The 15,003-nt window shown below is 70.4% G+C and carries 17 protein-coding genes; 10 read left to right on the forward strand and 7 right to left on the reverse strand.

Going from position 1 to position 15,003, the window contains the following annotated elements; genetic code table 11:
- Positions 1-125 precede the first annotated feature (125 nt).
- The 5 genes from OHT57_RS14880 (at position 126) to OHT57_RS14900 (ending at position 4,341) form a co-directional block, all read left to right on the forward strand.
- Positions 126-1,115, forward strand: a complete 990-nt coding sequence (locus OHT57_RS14880) for an AraC family transcriptional regulator (protein WP_328746873.1) — start codon at positions 126-128, stop codon at positions 1,113-1,115.
- Between the two features lie 175 nt (positions 1,116-1,290).
- Positions 1,291-1,791, forward strand: a complete 501-nt coding sequence (locus OHT57_RS14885) for an RICIN domain-containing protein (protein ID WP_328746874.1) — start codon at positions 1,291-1,293, stop codon at positions 1,789-1,791.
- Positions 1,792-1,880: 89 nt separating this feature from the next.
- Positions 1,881-2,372: an RICIN domain-containing protein gene (locus OHT57_RS14890; RefSeq protein WP_328746875.1), complete on the forward strand. Its 492-nt coding sequence runs from the start codon at positions 1,881-1,883 to the stop codon at positions 2,370-2,372.
- A gap of 56 nt (positions 2,373-2,428) precedes the next feature.
- Positions 2,429-3,592, forward strand: a complete 1,164-nt coding sequence (locus OHT57_RS14895; RefSeq protein WP_328746876.1) for a sialidase family protein — start codon at positions 2,429-2,431, stop codon at positions 3,590-3,592.
- 98 nt (positions 3,593-3,690) lie between these two features.
- Positions 3,691-4,341, forward strand: coding sequence for a class I SAM-dependent methyltransferase (locus tag OHT57_RS14900; protein ID WP_328746877.1), 651 nt, complete (start codon positions 3,691-3,693; stop codon positions 4,339-4,341).
- A gap of 13 nt (positions 4,342-4,354) precedes the next feature.
- On the opposite strand, the gene OHT57_RS14905 is transcribed toward OHT57_RS14900, so the two are convergent.
- Positions 4,355-4,570 (reverse strand): chaplin family protein, encoded by a 216-nt coding sequence (locus OHT57_RS14905; RefSeq protein ID WP_328746878.1) that lies wholly within the window; start codon positions 4,568-4,570, stop codon positions 4,355-4,357.
- A gap of 119 nt (positions 4,571-4,689) precedes the next feature.
- Between OHT57_RS14905 and OHT57_RS14910 the strand changes: the two genes are divergently transcribed.
- The 4 genes from OHT57_RS14910 to OHT57_RS14925 all read left to right on the forward strand — a co-directional run bounded on the left by OHT57_RS14910 (position 4,690) and on the right by OHT57_RS14925 (position 7,999).
- The gene (locus OHT57_RS14910; protein WP_328746879.1) at positions 4,690-5,616 is read left to right on the forward strand and encodes an N-acetylmuramoyl-L-alanine amidase; all 927 of its coding nucleotides are present in this window, start codon (positions 4,690-4,692) and stop codon (positions 5,614-5,616) included.
- Between the two features lie 86 nt (positions 5,617-5,702).
- Positions 5,703-6,551: a DUF5336 domain-containing protein gene (locus OHT57_RS14915; protein WP_328746880.1), complete on the forward strand. Its 849-nt coding sequence runs from the start codon at positions 5,703-5,705 to the stop codon at positions 6,549-6,551.
- A gap of 103 nt (positions 6,552-6,654) precedes the next feature.
- On the forward strand, positions 6,655-7,665 hold the full coding sequence (locus OHT57_RS14920; RefSeq protein WP_328746881.1) for an LLM class F420-dependent oxidoreductase: 1,011 nt from the start codon (positions 6,655-6,657) through the stop codon (positions 7,663-7,665).
- Positions 7,666-7,705: 40 nt separating this feature from the next.
- The gene (locus OHT57_RS14925; protein WP_328746882.1) at positions 7,706-7,999 is read left to right on the forward strand and encodes a hypothetical protein; all 294 of its coding nucleotides are present in this window, start codon (positions 7,706-7,708) and stop codon (positions 7,997-7,999) included.
- A 163-nt stretch (positions 8,000-8,162) separates the two neighbouring features.
- On the opposite strand, the gene OHT57_RS14930 is transcribed toward OHT57_RS14925, so the two are convergent.
- Genes OHT57_RS14930 through OHT57_RS14940 form a run of 3 tightly spaced genes read right to left on the reverse strand, consistent with a single transcriptional unit; the run spans position 8,163 to position 11,367 of the window.
- Entirely contained in the window at positions 8,163-9,233 is a 1,071-nt protein-coding gene (locus tag OHT57_RS14930) for a prenyltransferase (RefSeq protein WP_328746883.1), read from the reverse strand.
- Positions 9,230-9,964 (reverse strand): class I SAM-dependent methyltransferase, encoded by a 735-nt coding sequence (locus OHT57_RS14935; RefSeq protein ID WP_328746884.1) that lies wholly within the window; start codon positions 9,962-9,964, stop codon positions 9,230-9,232. The genes OHT57_RS14930 and OHT57_RS14935 overlap by 4 nt, the downstream gene beginning before the upstream one ends.
- Positions 9,958-11,367 (reverse strand): glycosyltransferase family 4 protein, encoded by a 1,410-nt coding sequence (locus OHT57_RS14940; protein ID WP_328746885.1) that lies wholly within the window; start codon positions 11,365-11,367, stop codon positions 9,958-9,960. The genes OHT57_RS14935 and OHT57_RS14940 overlap by 7 nt, the downstream gene beginning before the upstream one ends.
- A 230-nt stretch (positions 11,368-11,597) precedes the next feature.
- Here OHT57_RS14940 and OHT57_RS14945 point away from each other — a divergent pair, with 230 nt between their 5' ends.
- The gene (locus OHT57_RS14945; RefSeq protein WP_443053447.1) at positions 11,598-12,266 is read left to right on the forward strand and encodes a TetR family transcriptional regulator; all 669 of its coding nucleotides are present in this window, start codon (positions 11,598-11,600) and stop codon (positions 12,264-12,266) included.
- On the opposite strand, the gene OHT57_RS14950 is transcribed toward OHT57_RS14945, so the two are convergent.
- Genes OHT57_RS14950 through OHT57_RS14960 form a run of 3 tightly spaced genes read right to left on the reverse strand, consistent with a single transcriptional unit; the run spans position 12,263 to position 14,902 of the window.
- Positions 12,263-13,129 carry a tetratricopeptide repeat protein gene (locus OHT57_RS14950; RefSeq protein ID WP_328746886.1) on the reverse strand — a complete coding sequence of 289 codons (867 nt, stop codon included), beginning with the start codon at positions 13,127-13,129 and terminating at the stop codon, positions 12,263-12,265. The genes OHT57_RS14945 and OHT57_RS14950 overlap by 4 nt on opposite strands.
- Positions 13,130-13,168: 39 nt before the next feature.
- The gene (locus tag OHT57_RS14955) at positions 13,169-13,441 is read right to left on the reverse strand and encodes a ferredoxin (protein WP_328746887.1); all 273 of its coding nucleotides are present in this window, start codon (positions 13,439-13,441) and stop codon (positions 13,169-13,171) included.
- 3 nt (positions 13,442-13,444) lie between these two features.
- Positions 13,445-14,902 (reverse strand): aldehyde dehydrogenase, encoded by a 1,458-nt coding sequence (locus tag OHT57_RS14960; protein ID WP_328746888.1) that lies wholly within the window; start codon positions 14,900-14,902, stop codon positions 13,445-13,447.
- Between the last annotated feature and the right edge of the window lie 101 nt (positions 14,903-15,003).

Raw genomic sequence — 15,003 nt, forward strand, 5'->3', positions numbered from 1 at the left:
CCGCCCGCCCCGCCCCGCCCCGCTCAGGGTCCCTCCGCCGAGTACGACGGCCGATAATCCTGGCGGGGCGGAGTCGTCGACAGGCTCCGACGGAGACCGAGGGCGGGGACGGGGACGGGGACGGGATGATCGGAACGCTGTTCAAGAGCACGGACGTGCCGGTGACGGACAGATTCGACTACTGGCGTGAGCTGATGGGCCGGACGATCGCCCCCAGCGAGGTGATCAGTGACCACTTCGCCGACTACCGGGCGGAGCAGCGGTTCCTTGAGCTGGGTCCGGTGGTGGTCTGGCCCACGGTCTTCGCGCCGACACGGTTCCGGCGCAACCCGAAGCTGATCCGCAAGCACGACCCCGAGCAGTACCAGCTGTCGCTGATACGCGGGGGCAGGATCAGCCTCGAGCATGCCGGACGGACCAACACCTACAGCACGGGCGACCTGTGGGTGTGCGACACCTCGCGCCCGTGCGACGTGCGATCGCTGGGCACCGAGCGCGGGCACGTCATCACCGCGGTGGGTGTGCAGCTGCCCAAGGCGTTGCTGCCCGTGTCACCGGACCGGGTCGAGGCACTGCTGAGCAGGCCGCTGTCGGCGCGGGAGGGAACGGGTGCCCTGGTGGCGGACTTCCTCGTCGGACTGGACCGGCAGGCCGATTTCCTCCCCCCGTCCGCGACATCGCGTCTGGGCACGATTCTGCTGGACCTGTTGTCGGTCTGGTTCGCCGAGCCGCTGGACGCGGAGGCCGCACTGTCGCCGGAGACCCGCGGGCAGGTCATGAGGCTGCGGGTCCAGGAGTTCATCCGGCAGAACCTGCACGACCCGGAGCTCACTCCACCGCTGATCGCCGCCGCACACCACATCTCGCTCAGCTATCTGCACCGGTTGTTCCAGCAGCAGACGCAGGGCGAGACAGTCGCGGCGTGGATCCGGAGCCGACGGCTGGAGGGGGCCCACCGGGACCTGGCGGACCCCATGCTGCTTGCCACGCCGATCCACGCGATCGCGACCCGCTGGGGTTTCCCCCGCGCCTCGGACTTCACCCGCGCCTTCCGCGCCGCCTACGGCCTCTCGCCCAGGGAGCACCGGTTCGGGGCGGCGGCCGAACAGCCGTAGACCGTAGGGCCGTTGAGCCGTGGCGGGAACCAGGGGCACGGGCAGAGGGCTGTAGACGCGTCGCCAAGTCGCAGTGGACGCATCGCTAACGACAGTCCCGATGGCCACCTCCATGCTGATCAGGCGGTCGCACTCGACCGATCACTTCAACTGACACAAAGGAGCCATCGCCGTCATGTTCATGAAAACGATCACGAGAGTCGCGGCAGTCGCCGCCACAGCCGTGTGCGCCCTGGCCTTCTCCACTCCCGCCAACGCGGGAGCGACCGCCTACGCCACCCTCCTGAACTCGGGAACGTTGAAGTGTCTGGCGGTTCCCCAGGCGAGCACGGCCAACGGCGTCGGCCTGATCCAGTGGGGATGCAGCGGCAACAGCGAGCAGCAGTGGCAGCTGGAGTGGGTGGAAGGCGGTAACGGCGACCGCTACCTGGTCCGGAACCTGAACAGCGGCAAGTGCCTCGCGATCCCCAACAGCAGCACGGCCAACGGCACCCAGGCCATCCAGTGGACCTGCAACGGCGGCAGCGAGCAGATCTGGATCTACGACAGCGCCGACCGCCTGCACAACCTGAACAGCGGCAAGTGCCTCGCCATCCCCAACAGCAGCACGACCAACGGTACCGAGGCCATCCAGTGGACCTGCTCCACCAGCGCCGACCAGAGCTGGCTCTGGTAGGAGACAACGGAGCGGCCCTCATCACGGGGGAGGGCCGCTCCCTGCTCGTCGAACAGCAACCGAGGAACGTTCCGAATGAGAAGATCCGAATGAGAAGACACGTCGTCGCTGTGACGACCGCCGCCCTGCTGAGCACGCCCCTCCTCGCGGGCTCCACCCTGACCGCCACGGCGTCGGCGGCGGAGACCACCGCGACAACGGCGACCGCCGCAGCGGCCGGCACCCCCGTCTACGCCCGCCTCTACAACCAGGGCACCGGACTGTGCCTGGCCAATCCGAGTTCCAGCCAGACAAGCGGCACCGTGATGATCCAGTGGTCGTGCAGCAACAGCGACAGTAACTACTGGTCGCTACAGCCGATGACCGGTGGTGGCAACCACGTGGTCAACAAGGCGAGCGGACAGTGCCTGGCCATTCCCAGCGGGAGCACGACGCTCGGCGTCAAGGCCGTCCAGTGGCCGTGCGACGACGAGCAGAACGACGAGCAGGTCTGGGTCCACGACGGGATCGACCAGCTGAGAAACGCGAAGACCGGCCTGTGTCTCGCCATCCCCAACGGCACCACCACCGCCGGCACGTAGGCCATCCAGTGGAACTGCGACGCCGTGAACGCCACGAGCCCGAACCTGGACCGGCAGTGGCTGTGGTGACCCGCAAGCGGGCCTGGACCGCAGTTCTGACCGCGCTGGTCCTCGCCGTCCTGACGAGCCTCCTCCTGCCGGGTCCGGCCTCCGCCGAAGGCACGTCCGCCGAGAAGTCCGTGTACATCAACACGGCTACCGGAGGCGACGGCCCCCGCACCCCGGACATCATCAGCACGAGCGCGAACAACGCGGTCGTGGCATGGCGGGAAGGCCTCAGGCCCGGCAACCGGGACATGGGCTACATGCGGTACGCCTACACCACCGACGGCGGCACGACCTGGAGCCGCCCCCAGACGCTGGCACAGGAGACCGACCAGTACGCCTGGCACTACGTCATGCTCTACAAGTCGGGCAGCGAGCTGTTCGCGTTCCTCGGGCGCACCCCGATCGCGGACCCGACCGACGAGGACAACGACGGCGACACCTGGAACAACGACGGCCTTCCGATCGCCGCCACCGTCGTCAAGCGCAGCACCGACGAGGGCCACACGTGGCAGGACTACCCCGTCACCATGCCGACCATCGGCAACCTCGCCATCTCCGGCCGCCCGATCAAGCTGGCCAACGGCAACACCGTCCTCCCCTACTGGGGCACGGGCCGCGAGAACGGGGTGCTGATCGCCACGAACCCGGACCTGAAGACCTGGACCAAGGGCGGCACCGTCGCGAACGGGAACGCCACCGGTGTCAAGGCCGGTGAGAACCAGATCGTCGTCTCGCCGGACAGCCCGAACACGCTGATCATGGTCGCCCGCGCCGACAACGCCAACGCCATGACGGCCACGAGCACCAACGGCGGCGCGAACTGGACGGCCTTCACAGCCGCCACCGGCCTGCCGAGCAACAATGCGGCCAGGAGCTACTTCGGCAAGGACAGCAACGGCCAGCTCCTGTACATCTACACGACCGGCGACACCAATACCCGCCTGGCCCTCTACTACAAGACCAAGCGCCCCGGCGCGACGGCTTGGAGCGCCGCCAAGAAGTTCGCCGACGGCCTCGCGAGCGAGGAGGACACGACACCGGCCGGCACCGGCAAGGGCTGGGACACGTACCCGATGGCCGACGAGTACGCGCCGGGCAAGTTCTTCGTCACCTGGGAGTTCGACACCACCCGCATCAAGGTGAACAAGCTCGACATCTCCGACGCTCCCTGATCCCCGACCACAACCGCCGTACCCCCTGTCGCCCGCCGACCAGGGGGTACGGCAGCATGGGGCGCCCACACACCCGTACGACCGGAAGGCTCCCGCCCATGACCGCGGCGCCCAAGCCCGAGATCCTGGCCGCGTTCGAGGCGGCGAAGGGGTTCATGCCGGTGGACGAGGGCCTCGCCTTCTACACGGCCGCCGTCGAGGCCGGTGCTCTTGGGCTGCCGCTCCTGGAGGTAGGCACGTACTGCGGCCGTTCCGCGATCCTGCTCGCCGACGCCGCCCGCGCGGCCGGTGTCACCGCGCTGACCGTCGACCACCACCGCGGCAGCGAGGAGCAGCAGCCCGGCTGGGAGTACCACGACCCGGAGACGGTCGACCCCGAGATCGGCCTGATGGACACCCTGCCGACGTTCCGCCGGACCCTGCACAAGGCGGGCCTGGAGGACCACATCGTCGCGTTGGTCGGTCGTTCCCCGCAGATCGCGAAGATCTGGAACTCCCCGCTCGCCCTCGTCTTCATCGACGGCGGCCACACCGACGAGCACGCGAGCGCCGACTACGAGGGCTGGGCGCCGCACGTCGCGGAGGGCGGGCTGCTCCTCATCCACGACGTGCACCCGGACCCGAAGGACGAGTTCACCGGCCAGGCGCCGTACCGGATCTATCTGCGGGCCCTGCGGTCGGGGGCGTTCACGGAGGTCTCCGCCACCGGCACGCTGCGCGTGCTGCGGCGGGTGGGTGCGGGGATCTGAGGCGCTGCGGGCCTCAGGGCTTCACGTTGATGTCGATGTCGACCGGGGTCTGGATGACATTGCCCGTACCGACGCCCGGCTGACCGTAGATGTAGTCGACGGCACAGGCGTCCTCGGGCGGGGTGCAGGGGAACGGGGCGGCCTGGGCCACCGGCGCGCCCAGTACGACCGCCCCGGCGACGGCGACGGTGATGAGGACGCTGGATATCGCACGCACAGGTGATCTCATGGGCGATTCTCGGCATATCGGTCGGCCGTGAGCGACACCGGCGGTGCCGTTCGGATGAAGGGACCCGCTCACCGGCCACCGCCCCGCCGTGCCGGTGACCCAGCGCTAAGGTGGCTGTCGTGTCGTACGCAGGCCCCGAATTCGAGTCCCCCCAGCCCCGCCGTCCCCGGCGCCGTCCCCTCACCGTCGCGCTTGCCGTGCTCGTGCCGGGCGCGCTGCTCGGGTGGCTCGTCCACGCGGGGGTGAGCGGTGCGGCCGACGAAGGCTCCGCGCCCGCCGGGAGCGGGGTGGCCGCGTCCCCGACGGCGGGGACAGCGCTCGTTCCCCCGGCTCTCACCTCGAACGGCGCCGACGCCAAGGGCCTCGGCGCCACCCCGCTCAGGGGCAAGGTGATCGTCATCGACCCGGGGCACAACCTCACCAACTTCCGGCACACGGCCGAGATCAACCGCAAGGTGAACATCGGCACGAACCGCAAGGAATGCGATACGACGGGGACGTCCACCAACTCCGGTTACGCGGAGGCCAAGTTCACCCTCGACGTGGCCCACCGGCTGCGCACGCTGCTGGAGAAGCAGGGCGCGACGGTGAAGCTGACACAGGACGGCGACCGTCCGTACGGGCCGTGCGTGGACGAGCGGGCCCGGATCGGGAACAGGGCGAAGGCCGACGCGGTGGTGTCGATCCACGCGGACGGCGCGGCCGCCGGACAGCGCGGCTACCACGTGATCCTGCCGGGCCGCGTCCACAAGGGCATCGCCGACACCCGCCGGATCGTGGCCCCTTCGGCCGCGCTCGGCAGGTTCGTCGCGGCCGGCTTCGGACACGTGACGGGCAGCGGGCCCTCCAACTACGTCGGTCACGGTACCGGCCTGGTCACCCGCACCGACCTGGGCGGTCTCAATCTCTCGACGGTCCCCAAGGTGTTCATCGAGTGCGGCAACATGCGCGATCGCAAGGACGCCGCCCAACTCACCAGCGGCGCCTGGCGGCAGAAGGCCGCGCAAGGAATCTCTGAGGGAATCGTGAGATTCCTGCGCGGGTGACGATCGGGGCTCCGATCCCGTCGTACGCTCCGCGCGGGCGGACGATAAGGTCTACCGACGACGAGACGACCTACGAAGGACTTGAAGTGAATATCCGCTCCCTCACTCGAGGCGACGGCGTGGTGATCGGAGCAGCGGTACTGCTGTTCATCGCGTCGTTCCTCGATTTCTACTCGGTCGACGGGGCCTCCGACGACGCCGATCTCCCGAGCGCCTGGGCGAGCGGCCCGTTCGTGATGGGAGTCGTCCTCGCCGGCATCATCGGTGCCGCCCTCGTCGTAGCGGCGCGGGGCCTGCCGCAGCTGCCCAAGGTGGCGGGGCTCGACCTCGGCCAGGTGGGCACCGCGTTCACCGTCTTCGCCGCCTGGAGCGCACTCGGCAACGTGTTCGACCCGCTGAGTGCCGCGGACTACGGCTCCAGTTCGGACACCATCAGCGCCGGCATCGGCCTGATCCTCGCTCTCGTCGCGACCCTGGTCATGGCCGGGGCAGCGGTCGCCTCCCCGCTCGTCCCCGCCCTCCAGGCCGCCCTGATCCCGGCCCCGAAGCCGCCCCAGCCGCAGCCCTACGGCGCCCAGCCGCCCGGCGGTTACGGCTACCCGGGCGCCCAGCAGCCGGGCCAGCCCGGACCGCAGGGGCAGCCGGGACAGCCGGGGCAGCCCTACGGCGGACAGCCGCAGCCAGGGCAGCCGTTCGGCGCGCAGCCCCAGCCGCAGGCACCGCAGCCGCCGGCCGCGGAGTTCTCGCCGTTCTGGTTCGCCGTGCCGGTGCCGCGCCCGCTGTTCGCGGAGGACGGTTCGGCGACGCCGATCGCCGAACTCGCCCCGGGTACCTGGTACCTGGCCGTCGAGCAGCGTGGTCCGAGCCTGGTCGCCCAGACCCAGGACGGCCGCCGCGGTGTGCTCCAGGACACCAGTGGGATCCAGCGCGGCTGAGTCCTCTCCAGGTCGTACGACGGCCCCTCGCCCTTCCGGGCGGGGGGCCGTTGCCGTACATTCGCGAGCGGCTCGAAGTGCTGACATACCGTCAGGAGGCGTCGTGCGACTCGGACTTGCGCTCGGCTACTGGGGTCGCGGCCCCGCCCCCGGCCATGTGCCGCTGGCCCAGGAGGCGGAGCGGCTCGGCTACGACTCGGTGTGGACGGCCGAGTCGTGGGGGTCGGACGCGTTCACGCCGCTCACCTGGATCGCGGCACAGACCTCAACGATCAAGCTGGGTACGGCGGTTGCCCAGATGGCGGCCCGCTCGCCGACCACCACCGCCATGCACGCCCTCACCCTGGACCATCTCTCCGGCGGGCGGGTGATGCTGGGCCTCGGGCTGTCCGGGCCGCAGGTCGTCGAGGGCTGGTACGGCCGCCCGTTCCCGAAGTCGCCGCTGACCGCGACCCGGGAGTACGTCGAGGTCGTCCGGCAGGTGCTGCGGCGTGCGGGGCCGGTCGAAGTGGACGGGCGCTTCCATCCGTTGCCGTACCGGGGCGCGGACGGCACGGGTCTCGGCAAGGCGCTGAAGCCGATCACCCACCCGCTGCGCGCCGACCTGCCGCTCCTGCTGGGCGCCGAGGGTCCGAAGAACGTCGCCCAGACGACCCGGATCGCCGACGGCTGGCTGCCGTTGTACTGGTCGCCGGAGCGGCCCGAGGTGTACGCGGACTCGCTCACAGGCGCCCCGGAGGGTTTCCTGGTCGCGCCCATGACCCAGGTGCGGGTCTGCGACGACGTCGCCGAGGGGCTGCTGCCCGTCAAGACGATGCTCGGTTTCTACATCGGCGGCATGGGCCACGCGGCCCGCAACTTCCACGCCGACCTGATGGCCCGCATGGGGTACGAGGAGGAGGCGCGCAGAATTCAGCGGCTGTTCCTGGAGGGCCGCCGCGAGGAGGCCGTGCTCGCCGTCCCGGACGCCTTCGCCGACGAGATCTCCCTGGTCGGCCCGCGTGAACGGATCGCCGAGCGGCTGGAGTTGTGGCGCAAGGGCCCGGTGACGGACCTGCTGGCGCTCGCGCCCGATCCGCACAGTCTGCGGGTGCTGGCGGAGCTCAACGCGTGACGGCAGGTTTCGCCGGGGAATTCGGGGCCATTCGAACACCATGTCCACTCACACACGCAGTGGTGCCAATTCAGCTGGGACGGTCATAGCGATCGTCGCCGACATCATGGCCCTCATCCTGGGCCTGTGGATCCTGATGTACCTGCTGGACGCCAACCCCGGTAACGACTTCGTGCAGTTCATCCACGATGCCGCCCGCTGGCTCGCCGGCTGGTCCTACGACCTGTTCACCTTCGACAAGGCCTGGGCACGCGTGGTCGCGGGCTACGGCCTGGCCGCCGTGGTCTATCTGTTCGTCGGCCACGCGATCGCCAACCGGGCGCACCGCCACTGAACGCTCCACCAGGGGTGCCGTCGTCATCTGCGGCGCCCGTCGTGGCTGGTCGCGCAGTTCCCCGCGCCCCTGAGTGGGTGCAGCAAGGCCGACCCAGGGGCTCGGGGAACTGCGCGGGCAACCACACAACCCGTACCCGCCGCCGGACAAGACCCCCTGAGCCTCAGGCGCAGCAGTCCGGGTCCAGCCCCACCGGCAGCCGGTCGCCGGCGAACACCGCACAGGTGGCCTCGTGCCCCCCGAGCGCGGCGACGGCAAGGAGCAGTGACCCGGCGGTCCACGTGGTCAGCTCCCGCGGCCAGACCGCCGCGTCCTCGAACACGTACCCGGTCCAGTACAGACCGCTCTCCGCGTCCCGCAGATGCTGGATCGACTGGAGGATCTCCAGCGCCCGGTCTGACTCGCCCGTCACCCACAGGGCCAGGGCGAGTTCGGCCGACTCGCCGCCGGTGACCCACGGGTTGGGGACGACACAGCGCACTCCGAGACCGGGTACGACGAAGCGGTCCCAGCCCGCCTCGATGCGGGCCGTGGCCTCCGCGCCGGTCAACGCCCCGCCCAGGACCGGGTAGTACCAGTCCATCGAGTAGCGGTCCTTGTCGAGGAAGCGTTCCGGGTGCCTGCGGATCGCGTGCCGCAGGGCGCCCACCGCCAACTCCCAGTCCGGCTGCGCCTCTTCGCGCTGCTCGGCGATGGCGAGGGCGCATCGCAGGGCGTGGTGGATCGAGGACGACCCGGTCAGCAGCCCGTCGGCGACCGCCCTGCCGTCGTCCTCGCGCTTCCACCCGATCTGCCCGCCCGACTGCTGGAGCCCCAGCACGAACTCCGTCGCCGCGAACACCATCGGCCACATCCGGTCGAGGAACGTGTCGTCGCCGGTGGACAGATAGTGGTGCCACACCCCTACGGCCACGTAGGCGACGAAGTTCGTCTCGCGCCCCCGGTCGGTGACCTTGGTGAAGTCCCCGTCCTGGTAGGCCGCGTACCAGGAGCCGTCCTCGTTCTGGTGTCGTTCGAGCCACTCGTAGGCTCGCTCGGCGGCCTCGTGCTCGCCCGCCGCGTCCAGCGCCATCGCGGCCTCGGTGTGGTCCCACGGGTCGAGGTGGTGCCCCCGGAACCACGGGATCGCCCCGTCGTCGCGCTGCACGGCCAGGATCCCGGCGACGGTCGTGGCGGCCTCGTCGGCGGTGAGGACTCCGGGCAGGACGAGGTGTTCGGTGCGGGGAGTGGTCACCGCGCGTCCACGACGGGCAGGTGCGGCTTGGTCGCGTACGCCACGAAGCTCTTGCCGATCAGCGGGTTGAGCGCCTGCTCGGCGACCCGGGTGGCCAGCGGCTTCTTCATGATGTCCCAGACCAGCAGCTTGTGGTACGCCTGCACCGGCAGCGCCTTGTCGTTGTCGACGCCGAACGCGCACTTCAGCCACCAGTACGGCGAGTGCAGGGCGTGCGCGTGGTGGGTGCCGTACGGCTTGAGGCCGGCCTCGCGGATCTTCGCGAGCAGTTCGTCCGCCTTGTAGATGCGGATGTGGCCGCCCTCGACCTCGTGGTAGGCGTCGGACAGTGCCCAGCAGACCTTCTCGGGGCCGTAGCGCGGGACGGTGATGGCGATCCGGCCGCCGGGCTTCAACACCCGGACCATTTCCGCGAGTACGCCCTTGTCGTCGGGGATGTGCTCCATCACCTCGGAGATGATGACGACGTCGAAGGACTCGTCGGGGAAGGGCAGGGCCAGGGCGTCGCCCTCCATCGCCGTGGCGGTGGCGCCCTCGGGGGCCTCCCCGGCCTCCTTCATCGCCGCGAACCACTTCGCGACCTCGCTGATCTCCCCGGCGTTCTGGTCCAGTGCCACGACCTGCGCGCCGCGCCGGTAGCACTCGAACGCGTGCCGGCCGGCCCCGCAGCCGAGGTCCAGGACGCGGTCGCCCGGCGCGAGCGGGAACCGGGAGAAGTCGACGGTCAGCACGTGGCCCTGCTTTCGGGATGGATATCGGCGTCGGTGACTCGGGGGGTGGTCGTCGGTGTGCCGCCTGGTGCCGCGGCCTCGGTGCGGGTCGTCGCGCCGGCGGTGGAGCCGGCGATCGCCTCGCGGTACCGGGACACCGTGCCCTCCGCGGCCTTCGCCCAGGTGAACCTCGTCAGGACCCGCTCTCGGCCGGCCCGGCCGAGTCGGGCGCGCAGGTCCGCATCGCCCAGCAGGCGGCTCAGGCCCGCCGCCAGCGCGCCGGCGTCCCCCGGCGGCACTGCGAGGCACGTCTCGCCGTCGCGGCCCGCGACCTCGGGGATCGCGCCGCCCGTCGTCGCGACCAGCGGGGTTCCGGTGGCCATGGCTTCGGCCGCGGGAAGCGAGAAGCCCTCGTAGAGCGACGGCACGCAGGCGACCTCCGCGGAGCGGACCAGGTCGACCAGTTCCGCGTCCGAGATGCCCTTGACGAAGTCGACGGCGCCCTGGAGGCCGTAGCGCTCCATCGCCGCGGCGACCGGGCCCTCCTCGGGCTGTTTGCCGACGACCACGAGGTGCGCCCCGGGGTGTTCCGTGCGCACCTTGGCGAGCGCCTCGACGAGGAAGACCAGGCCCTTGAGGGGGACGTCGGCGCTGGAGGTGGTGACGATCCGGCCGGGGACGACCTGCACGGACGGATCCGGCGAGAACTGGTCGGTGTCGGCGCCGATGTGGACGACGTGGATGCGGTCGTCGCGGACGCCCAGGTGGTCGACGATCTCCTGGCGGGAGGTGCCGGAGACGGTGAGCACGGACGGCAGGCGACGGGCCACCCGCTTCTGCATGCGTGTGAAGGCGTACCAGCGGCGCTTGGACCATCGCTGCTGCCGGGTCTCGGCGGCGTCCAGCTCCAACTGCCGGTCCACGGTGATGGGGTGGTGGATGGTGGTCACCAGAGGGGCGCCGATGTCGCCCAACAGGCCGTAGCCGAGGGTTTGGTTGTCGTGGACCACGTCGAACTCACCAGTGCGGGCCCGGAGATGGCGTCGGGCCCGCAGTGAGAAGGTGAGCGGCTCGGGGAAGCCGCCGGTCCACATCGTGGCGACTTCCAGGGCGTCTATCCAGTCCCGGTACTCGTCGCGTTTCGGGGTGCGGAAGGGGTCCGGGGAGCGGTAGAGGTCCAGGCTCGGCAGCTCGGTCAGGCTCAGTTCCTCGTACCCGGGGTCGAGGACCGGGTACGGCTGGGAGCCGATGACCTCGACGCGGTGGCCGAGGCGGGCCAGTTCGCGCGAGAGGTGCCGTACGTACACGCCTTGGCCCCCGCAGAACGGGTTCCCCTTATAGGTGAGGAGCGCGATTCGGAGCGGTCGCTCGCCGTCGGCGGCCAGGTCCTCGAAAGACCCCGCCTGACTGGCCTCAGCGGTCACTCTGCGCCCCCTTCTGCCTGCACTGTCCCGCGAGATTACGACGAGACGGTAATCTAGAACAAGTTTCAGACTTGATCGTTCAGGAGGCTCTGAATCTACCGGCAGGTAGGGGCCCTGTGAGGGGTGGATCAGGTGATTCACGCCACGAACACCGCGACCGCCCTACGACCCGGCACCCTGCCATGCTGTGTGATCGCGAACTCTCACGGACCGTCACGGAAACGGGTTCCGTGACCACGGAGACCAAGGTGGACAAGGTGGCCAAGTCGGGCAGAGTGGAAGCCGGTACCGCACGGTCCGACGTCGCGCCGCTGACCGAGCGGCAGGAGGCGCGGCGCCGCCGGATCCTGCACGCGAGCGCGCAGTTGGCGAGCCGCGGCGGGTTCGACGCGGTGCAGATGCGGGAGGTCGCGGAGTCCTCGCAGGTGGCGCTCGGCACCCTCTACCGCTACTTCCCGTCCAAGATCCATCTGCTGGTCGCCACGATGCAGGACCAGCTGGAGCACATGCACGGCACGCTCCGCAAGAAGCCGCCGCAGGGGGAGACGGCGGCCGAGCGGGTGGCGGAGACGCTGATGCGGGCCTTCCGGGCGCTCCAGCGCGAGCCGCACCTGGCCGACGCGATGGTCCGCGCGCTGACCTTCGCGGACCGCAGTGTGAGTCCGGAGGTCGACCAGGTCTCCCACCAGACCACCCTGATCGTCCTGGACGCCATGGGCCTCGACGACCCGACCCCCGAGCAGCTCTCGGCGGTCCGGGTCATCGAGCACACCTGGCACTCCGCCCTGATCACCTGGCTCTCGGGCCGCGCCTCGATCGCCCAGGTGAAGATAGACATCGAGACGGTGTGCCGGCTGATCGACCTCACGGAGGTCCGGCCCCGGTCGCCCCGGCCCTAGCCGACAACCGTGAGCCCACTCCAGTTCCGCCCGGTCGCCGTTGCGCCGCCCGCCCACCGATCGAGGAGCTGCCGGGCCTCGTCCTCGGGGGCGGCGAGGGAGACCTGCTGGGCGCCGGCGTCGACGTCGCGTTTCTGTTCGTGGGTGCCCTCGCTGCAGCAGGCGCACAGGAGGCGGACGCTGCTCGCGGGCTCGGCGCCGAAGCCGTGCTCGGTGAACAGGTCGACGAGTGCCTCCAGGTCGGCCGCCTCACCCGCCGCCACCGTGACTTCCAGGGTGGGTAGTCGGGACGCCTCGAAGAGCAGGAGTTCGTCGAAGACGGGGTACGTCGAGCCGTCGACGACCCGCTCGCCCTTCGGTTCGCCGTCGTGGACGACGATCTCGCCGTAGCGCCGTCCGCCCGAGACGGGCACGTTGACGACCCGGCCGCGGGTCGGGCACAGCCGCTCGATCCAGACGACCTCGCGCTCGCCGCCGGTGTCGAGCCGTACGCAGGCGAGGCCGAAGCGGCCGTCGATCTGCCCTTCGCCGTCCGGGAGTTCGATGCCGAAGCCGGTCCAGGCCTCCCGGGCCGTCGCCCAGTCCCGCTGGATCGTGGCGGCGATGCCGAGGTTCCAGTACGCCGGGTCGCCCTCGCCGCGCGGAGCCCGGGCCGCGGCCTCACGGCCCAGGTCGTACGCCTTCGCCCAGTTCCGCAGGAACTTGTGGGCGAGCGCGGCGTCGTACCACCACACCGCGCTCGCGTTCAGGTCAGGGAAGTGCGCGAGCACCCGCTCGTACGACTCGGCGGCGCGCAGCCAGTCCTCGGCGTCCCAGGCCGCGCGCGCCTGCTCGATCAGCTTCCTGGCCTCGGACTTCTCCATGCCACCCCACTCCCACGACGACCGCAGGAGCGTACGCCGTCACTCCTCGGGCGGGAACACCGGCTCCCCGCTGCCCAGCAGGGAGATCATGATGGCCTCGACCGGGCAGTTCTCGGCAGCCGCCAGGATCTTCTCGTTGGCGTCGGTCTTGGGGTCGGCGGGGTGGGACTGGCGGGCGGAGTCGAGGCGGAAGCCGTCGGGGGCGGTGTGCACGCACTGCGCCGAGCCGATGCAGAGCGAGCGGTCGACCTCGACGTGCCAGCGGTCCCCCGTGCCCACGCCCGGGTTCGCCCGTGCGGGAGACGCCTCCATCCTTCACGCCTCCCAGCCGGCCGGCAGGTGGATCATCTTGTGCTCCAGGTACTCGCCGAATCCCTCCGGGCCGAACTCCCTGCCCAGGCCTGAGTTCTTGTAGCCGCCGAAGGGGCCGAGCATGTCGAGGCTGAAGGTGTTGACGTTGTAGGTGCCGGTACGGACCCGCCGTGCGATGTCGATGCCGCGCTCGACGTCGGCCGTCCACACGCTGCCGGACAGGCCGTAGTCGGAGTCGTTGGCGATCTTGACGGCCTCGGACTCGTCACCGTACGGGAGAAGGCAGATGACCGGGCCGAAGATCTCCTCGCGGGCGATCCGCATCGCGTTGTCGACGTCCCCGAAGAGCGTCGGCTCGACGTACCAGCCGCGGTCCAGGCCCGCCGGACGGCCGCCGCCGGTGAGTATCTTGGCGCCCTCCTCCTGGCCGATGCGGATGTAGTCGAGGTTGCGGCGCTGCTGGCGCTCGGCGACCAGCGGGCCGACCTGGGTGGCGGGGTCGAGCGGGTCGCCGACGACCAGTGAACTCGCCGCCGCGGCAAGGGCCTCGGCGAACTCGTCGTAGCGGGAGCGGGGCAGCAGGATGCGGGTCTGGGCCACGCAGGCCTGTCCGTTGTTCATCCAGGCGGACGGCACGATACCGGCGACGGCCGCCTCGACATCCGCGTCCGGCAGTACGACCGCCGCCGACTTGCCGCCCAACTCCAGTGTCACGCGGGTGAGGTTGCGGGCCGCGACCTCCATCACACGCTTGCCCGCACCCACCGACCCGGTGAAGGAGACCTTGTCGATCCCCGGGTGTCCCACCAGGTACTCGCTGACCTCGCGGTCGGCCGGGAGGATGGACAGCACGCCCTCCGGCAGCCCGGCCTCCTTGGTGATCTCGGCCAGGATGTACGCGTCCAGCGGCGACTCGGGCGACGGCTTGAGCACCACCGTGCAGCCGGTGAGCAGCGCGGGCGCGAGTTTGGCGGCGGCCACGAACTGCGGGACGTTCCACGGGACCACGGCCGCCACGACCCCGACCGGCTCGCGGCGCACGAGGATCTTCCCGAGGACTCCGTCGCGCTGCTCCTCGTAGGTGAAGCCGCGCGCGACCGTGATCGCAGAGTCCCAGACCATCATCGCGCCGAGGGCCTGTGCGAGGACGCTCCAGGAGTACGGCGAGCCGTTCTCGGAGGAGATCACGCGGGCGATCTCCTCGTGCCGTACCGCGATGCCGTCCTTGATCCTGGTGACGACCTCGATGCGCTCGTCGAGGGTCATACGCGGCCAGGGTCCCTCGTCGAAGGCGGTGCGCGCTGCGGCGACCGCCGCGTCCACGTCGGCCCGGGAGGCGTGCGGCACCCGTCCGATGACCTCCTGGGTGTGCGGGGAGATCACCTCGATGACGTCGGTGCCCAGGGGGTCGGTCAACTCCCCGCCGATGAACAGCTGTCCGTGTTCCAAGAGCTCGGCCATGGCGACTGCCTCCCTGAGGCGGCTTACTGACGATCCATCAGATACGGAACTGATACCAGTTCCACTCGGAGGAGTCCACGGCCCGCGCACCACGGCTGTTG

Origin of the sequence: Streptomyces sp. NBC_00285 (assembly GCF_036174265.1) — a bacterium.
Classification (GTDB): Bacteria; Actinomycetota; Actinomycetes; order Streptomycetales; family Streptomycetaceae; genus Streptomyces.

What these genes read in the sequence shown, in the direction of transcription:
- OHT57_RS14880 (WP_328746873.1), top strand. Translation starts at nt 126, where the DNA reads ATGATCGGAACGCTGTTCAAGAGCACGGACGTGCCGGTGACGGACAGA.
- OHT57_RS14885 (WP_328746874.1), top strand. Translation starts at nt 1,291, where the DNA reads ATGTTCATGAAAACGATCACGAGAGTCGCGGCAGTCGCCGCCACAGCC.
- OHT57_RS14890 (WP_328746875.1), top strand. Translation starts at nt 1,881, where the DNA reads ATGAGAAGACACGTCGTCGCTGTGACGACCGCCGCCCTGCTGAGCACG.
- OHT57_RS14900 (WP_328746877.1), top strand. Translation starts at nt 3,691, where the DNA reads ATGACCGCGGCGCCCAAGCCCGAGATCCTGGCCGCGTTCGAGGCGGCG.
- OHT57_RS14905 (WP_328746878.1), bottom strand. Translation starts at nt 4,570, where the DNA reads ATGAGATCACCTGTGCGTGCGATATCCAGCGTCCTCATCACCGTCGCC.
- OHT57_RS14925 (WP_328746882.1), top strand. Translation starts at nt 7,706, where the DNA reads ATGTCCACTCACACACGCAGTGGTGCCAATTCAGCTGGGACGGTCATA.
- OHT57_RS14950 (WP_328746886.1), bottom strand. Translation starts at nt 13,129, where the DNA reads ATGGAGAAGTCCGAGGCCAGGAAGCTGATCGAGCAGGCGCGCGCGGCC.
- OHT57_RS14955 (WP_328746887.1), bottom strand. Translation starts at nt 13,441, where the DNA reads ATGGAGGCGTCTCCCGCACGGGCGAACCCGGGCGTGGGCACGGGGGAC.
- OHT57_RS14960 (WP_328746888.1), bottom strand. Translation starts at nt 14,902, where the DNA reads ATGGCCGAGCTCTTGGAACACGGACAGCTGTTCATCGGCGGGGAGTTG.